Origin of the sequence: Rhodococcus sp. O3 (genome assembly GCF_048897285.1) — a bacterium.
Classification (GTDB): domain Bacteria; phylum Actinomycetota; class Actinomycetes; order Mycobacteriales; family Mycobacteriaceae; genus Rhodococcus.
On record NZ_JBMBTE010000210.1, the window covers coordinates 1 to 5154 of the forward strand.

Below are 5154 nucleotides of genomic sequence, written 5' to 3' on the forward strand. Positions count from 1 at the left end.
CGCGCCTGCAAGCCGAGATCGATCGTCGTACGGATGTCGGGCGCGTCCGTCCCGTCGACCCCTGCCACCCGCTGCGCCGACCCGTCCGCATCCACCGACTGCACGACCCAACCCGCGGCCGCGTCCTGCCCGTCCTGCCACATCTCGGCCAGACCCGACCACACCGGCGACGCCAGCGCCCGGTCGACGGTCAGCAGCCGTGTCTGCGGGGCCGGCGACACCCCCGGCAGCACCGCGAGCTGGGCTTCGATCCGGGCCAGGTCCTCGTCGCGCAAGGTCACCGCCGTCACCGATCCGCCCCCGGCCGCCGCGAGATCCGCCGCCAGTGATTCCGCGGTGATCGACGGCACGACCGTCGCCAGCACCGGCGCGACCGCAGCGGGGTCGGCGGTCGCGTCGAGGTTCACCAAGGTGACGACCCTCTGTTCCATCAGCGGCTGCCCGTTGCGATCCAGCACCGACGCGGGTGTGCCCTCGGCCCGGAGGTACCGCAGGGACGTGTCGGCGGTCAACCCGGGCGCGAGCACCGCGGGATCCCAGCGGATGCGCCAGCCGCCGTCGCCGTCGACCGCGGACCCCGACGTGCGATAGGACCACTCGCCTGCGCTCGGTGCGGGCTCCGCGTCGGCCGGCGCAGCCGAAGTCTCCCCGGCCCCAGTCTCGGTCTCCCCGGTTTCGTCTTCGGCGGGGTCGGGTCCCAACCGCCACGCCACGTCGAGTTCGAAGGTGTCCTCGTCCCCGGTGCCACCGAGGGTGACGTCGGGCGAGTCGGAGCCGAGTCCTTCGAACAACCCGTCGATGGTCGCGGCTGCGGCTGCCGGATCGGTGGTCAGCGCTGCCGCGGCCTGCACGTCTCCCGCCTCGAGTGCCTCCGCGAACTGCTGGGCGACGGTCTCCGGCTGATCGGGTCCGGTGGAACAACCGGCCACCACGAGCGCACCCACCGTCAGCACCACCGGCAGGCCCATTCGTCGTCGAAGAGTGCGCACCCGCCCGATCATGCCCCAGTTCGATCGTCCGTGCCTGTCGCCACACGGCGTACCGGGTGCACGTAACGGAAACCACGCGCCGAATCGGAATCCACGCAGGTAACACACGGGGGATTCCGAATCGCGGGGGCCGATGTCGGCGCACCGGCGTCGGGACCGGCCGCTCACGCCCCGGAGCGGAGTGCCGCCGCCACCTCCTCGAAGGCGGTTTCGAGATGCGCGGCGTAGCGCCCTGGATCCCGGATGATCTCCGGGGAGGTCAATACCGTCAGGGTGAGGTCGTCGCCGAGACCGATCAGCCCGTGGGTGACGGTGGCCTCCGAGGTCAACGGTGGGCAGAGGGTGCCGAACAGCATCGGCCGACCGGCCAGCGCCCACGGATCGGCGCCGCCGATCCGGATGCTGGTCAGCATCGTGTGCATGCGCGGACCGGGGCGGGCATCCACGCGGCGCCGGTGCGCGGCCAGTTCCACCGGGAGCAGGAACGACGGAATCGCGTTCGTGTCGGTCAGGTGCCGCAGCGACGCCGTGTTCCTGCGCTCCACCAGCGTCGCCTGCACCGCCGCGGCGCGCTCCCGGATCGAGTCGACGCCGGGGTGCAACGCGACATCCGCCCAGTCGATGCTGTTGATACCGACCGCCTGCGCCTCCGCGCCGAACGCGATCGTCACGTATGCGGTCAGGTCCGGCGGGCAGTGCCCGGCGACGTCGGTGAGGTACCGCTCGAGCGCAACCGACATCGCCGTCAGCGCGAGCGCGGTGACCGTGAGCCCCTTCGGGCGCGACCCGACGCGACCGAGCCGCAGAAGGAGCAGCGTGCGCCGGTCGCCGGGTTCGGCGTTCAGCACGGTCCGGGTGAGGCTCGCCGGTGGAGCAGAGCCCTGAGCAGCGCCGGCCCGAGCGTCGCGTAGCGCGGCACGCATCGTCCGCAGGTAGTGCACCGTCGCGCGGGGAGCCCGGGCGATCCCGCGCGCCGCGGCGAGCGCACGGTTCACGCGAGGGACGACCGGTCCCAGCCCCGGGAAGTGCACCGACTCGGGACCGTCGCCGAACAGCGCCTCCGACAAGGGATTCAAGATCGGACCCGTGATCAGGGAGTGGTTCCCGCGCAGCACCACGACGGTCCCGGGCGTGGTCGTGCCGGGGACGTTCCGAACGCCGTGGAACACGTCGATCCGCCAGGCCGTGGTACGGACGTCGAGCGGGGCGGCGGCGAGGTGTTCGAGCACCCGGATCAGCGCCGGCCAGTCGAGTCCTGTCCGCCGATCGTGGACGACCCGGTCCTCCACCGGCCGGTCGTCGGCCACCCAGTACGCGTGGTCCAGGTGTCCGGGAACGCTCACGAAGCGACGGTTCATCGGCGCCCAGAACCGCGCACGTTCCCGGAAGTGCTCGGTGATCTCCGCGGCGGTCGGGGGCGTCCCGGTCCCCGAGTCGAAAACCCAGAAGAAGAGTGTGTCGAGGTGATGTCCGTGATCGGCTTCGAGAACATGGGTGGCGTCGATCGGCCGAACCTGAGCTGCTGGTCCCACTGCACTCCTTCGTAGTGTCGTGACACGCAGGTGGCCCGGAGGGCACCGTACCGAAACGCCCGAATCCCCCCTGTGCCCCCGCACCGTCCCGGATACCGCGCATCCCGGACACCCCTCGTGCCTGCGGTGAAAACCGGTTGCGCGTTCCGATCCCTGTGCCTACCGTAGTCACGTCACATTGTCGTCGATCGGAGAAGGCCCTTGCTCCTGTAGAGGTTTCGCATCCCGCACGTTCCCCGTGCGATCCGTCGCTACCTCCAGGAGTCACCATGACCTCTCCCATCGGCATTTCTCTTTCCGACCTGCACTACGAGCATCCCGACGGCGATCCCGTGTTCGACGGGCTCGACGCGACGTTCCCGCTCGGCCGCACCGGTCTCGTCGGACGGAACGGATCCGGAAAATCGACTCTGCTGCAGATCGTTTCGGGGAACCGCAAGGCAACGCGCGGGTCGGTCACGACCCGAGGCCGCGTCGGTTACCTCCCGCAGGACATCACCCTGGACCCGGATCTGCGGGTCGAGACGGTCCTGGGGATCGGCGAGGTCCGGGCCGCGCTGCGACGCATCGAATCCGGCGACGGAACCGCCGCGGACTTCGACACCGTCGGAGATCGCTGGGACATCGAGGAACGCGCGACCGCGACCGTGCACCGGCTCGGTCTCGACCGGATCCTGCAGGACCGGAACGACTTCGATCGCACCGTCGGAACCCTGTCGGGCGGTGAGACGGTTCTGCTCGCGCTCACGGCGCGACTGCTCGACGATCCGCAGGTGTTGTTGCTCGACGAGCCGACCAACAACCTCGACACCGCCGCGCGGGGCAGGTTGTACGAGGCGTTGCGGCAGTTCACCGGAACTCTCGTCGTGGTCTCCCACGACCGTGACCTGCTCGAATCGGTGGATGCGATCGCCGAGTTGCGCGACGGTGCTCTGCGGCTGTTCGGCGGCAACTACAGCGAGTACGAGCGGATCGTCGCGGCGGAACAGGAGGCCGCGCAGGCCGCGGTCCGTGACGCCCGCAACGATGTGCGCCGGCAGGCCCGCGAACTGTCCGCCGCGCATATCATTCTGGATCGTCGAGAACGGTACGGGCGCAAGATGTTCGAGAACAAGCGGGAACCCAAGATCATCATGGGTGCCCGCAAGCGTGCGGCGCAGGAGTCCGCGGGTCGCCTGCGGCGCGAGCACGAGGGCAATCTCGAGCAGGCCCGCGAGCAGCTCACCCGCGCCCAGGAGGCGGTGCGGGACGATCGGGAGATCCGGGTGGACCTCCCGGCCACCGTGGTGCACCAGGGCCAGCGGGTTCTCGACGAGCCGCTCGAGATCGTCGGGCCCGAACGCATCGCGCTGCGGGGGCCGAACGGTTCCGGGAAGACGACGCTGCTGCATCGCATCGCCGACGCCGGGCCCCGGGTACCGTTTGCGTTGCTTCCGCAGCGGCTCGACGTGTTCGACGACGCGCTGTCCGTCGCGCAGAACGCGGCGCTGCGGGCGCCCCATCGCACCCCGCAGGACATCCGGGCGCGGCTGGCGCGCTTCCTGTTCCGCGGCGCCGACGCCGACCGGCCCGTCGGGGCGTTGTCCGGAGGCGAGCGTTTGCGGGCGGCGCTGGCGCTCCTCCTCGCGGCCGATCCGGCACCGCGGTTGCTGATGCTCGACGAGCCGACGAACAATCTCGATCTGCCGAGTCTCGGGCATCTGACGCAGGCGCTGCTGGCGTTCGAGGGTGCGCTCGTGGTGGTGTCGCACGACGAACGGTTCCTCGCGGAGATCGGCGTGACCCGATCGGTCACACTCGGAGGATGAGTCGAGCGATCAATCCTGTCGACGGCACCGCCGTCGCGTACGCAGCGGTGGGTCCGGCGGACGCTCCCGCGCTGCTGCTCGCGCACGGGAGCGCCCTGTCGTCGGCGATCTGGCGGGGCTTCGGGTACATGGCGGCGCTGCGCCCGCGGTACCGGCTGCTCCTGCCGGATCTGCGCGGACACGGCCGAAGCGACAAGCCAACCGATTCCGATTGTTATGCAATGGATCTCGTCGTCGGCGACCTGCTCGCGGTGCTGGACGACGCCGGCGTCGAGCGTGCTCACGTCATGGGCTATTCGTTCGGGGCACGATCGGTGCTGTCGCTCGCGGTGGCGGCCGAGGACCGGGTGCGGTCGTTGATCGTGGGTGGCGGCAGTGCTCGCCCGCAGGCCGGGGCATTCGACCGGTTGTTCTTCCCCGGCTGTGTCGACGTCCTCGAACGCGACGGCATGGAGGCCTTCCTCGACGCCTGGTCCGCGCACCGGCAGTGGCCGGTCGACGCCGCGACCCGCGCGGCGTTCCGCGCGAACGACGACCGCGCCCTGGCCGCCTATTTCCGCAGGTCCGAGCAGGAACCGGGCATCGCCGACGAGGCACTCGCGGCGCTGCGGGTGCCGACCCTGGCGTTCGTCGGATCGGAGGATCTCCTCCGGGTGCCGGACACGCGGGCACTGGCTCGGACGATTCCCGGCGCGCGGCTCGCGGTCCTGCGCGGATTCGACCACGCCACCACGATCGCCGCAAGCCGCGAGGTGCTGTCGGTGGTCGAACCCTTCCTCGCCGCTGCCCCTCGTGCGTGATTCCGGTAGCGGCCGCTACCGAAAT

Annotated in this window: 3 protein-coding genes and 1 pseudogene; 2 read left to right on the plus strand and 2 right to left on the minus strand. The window is 70.6% G+C overall.

Annotation, left to right across the window (positions count from 1 at the left end):
- Nucleotides 1-989: pseudogene (locus ACN675_RS27525) on the minus strand (penicillin-binding protein); the annotation flags it as partial.
- 164 nt (nt 990-1153) lie between these two features.
- On the minus strand, nt 1154-2521 hold the full coding sequence (locus ACN675_RS27530; RefSeq protein WP_420753837.1) for a wax ester/triacylglycerol synthase domain-containing protein: 1368 nt from the start codon (nt 2519-2521) through the stop codon (nt 1154-1156).
- 269 nt (nt 2522-2790) lie between these two features.
- On the opposite strand from ACN675_RS27530, the gene ACN675_RS27535 reads away from it, so the two are divergent.
- Together ACN675_RS27535 and ACN675_RS27540 are read left to right on the plus strand one after the other, a co-directional pair.
- On the plus strand, nt 2791-4329 hold the full coding sequence (locus tag ACN675_RS27535) for an ABC-F family ATP-binding cassette domain-containing protein (RefSeq protein WP_420753838.1): 1539 nt from the start codon (nt 2791-2793) through the stop codon (nt 4327-4329).
- Nucleotides 4326-5129 carry an alpha/beta fold hydrolase gene (locus ACN675_RS27540; protein WP_420753839.1) on the plus strand — a complete coding sequence of 268 codons (804 nt, stop codon included), beginning with the start codon at nt 4326-4328 and terminating at the stop codon, nt 5127-5129. Before ACN675_RS27535 ends, ACN675_RS27540 begins: the two co-directional genes overlap by 4 nt.
- Nucleotides 5130-5154 lie beyond the last annotated feature (25 nt).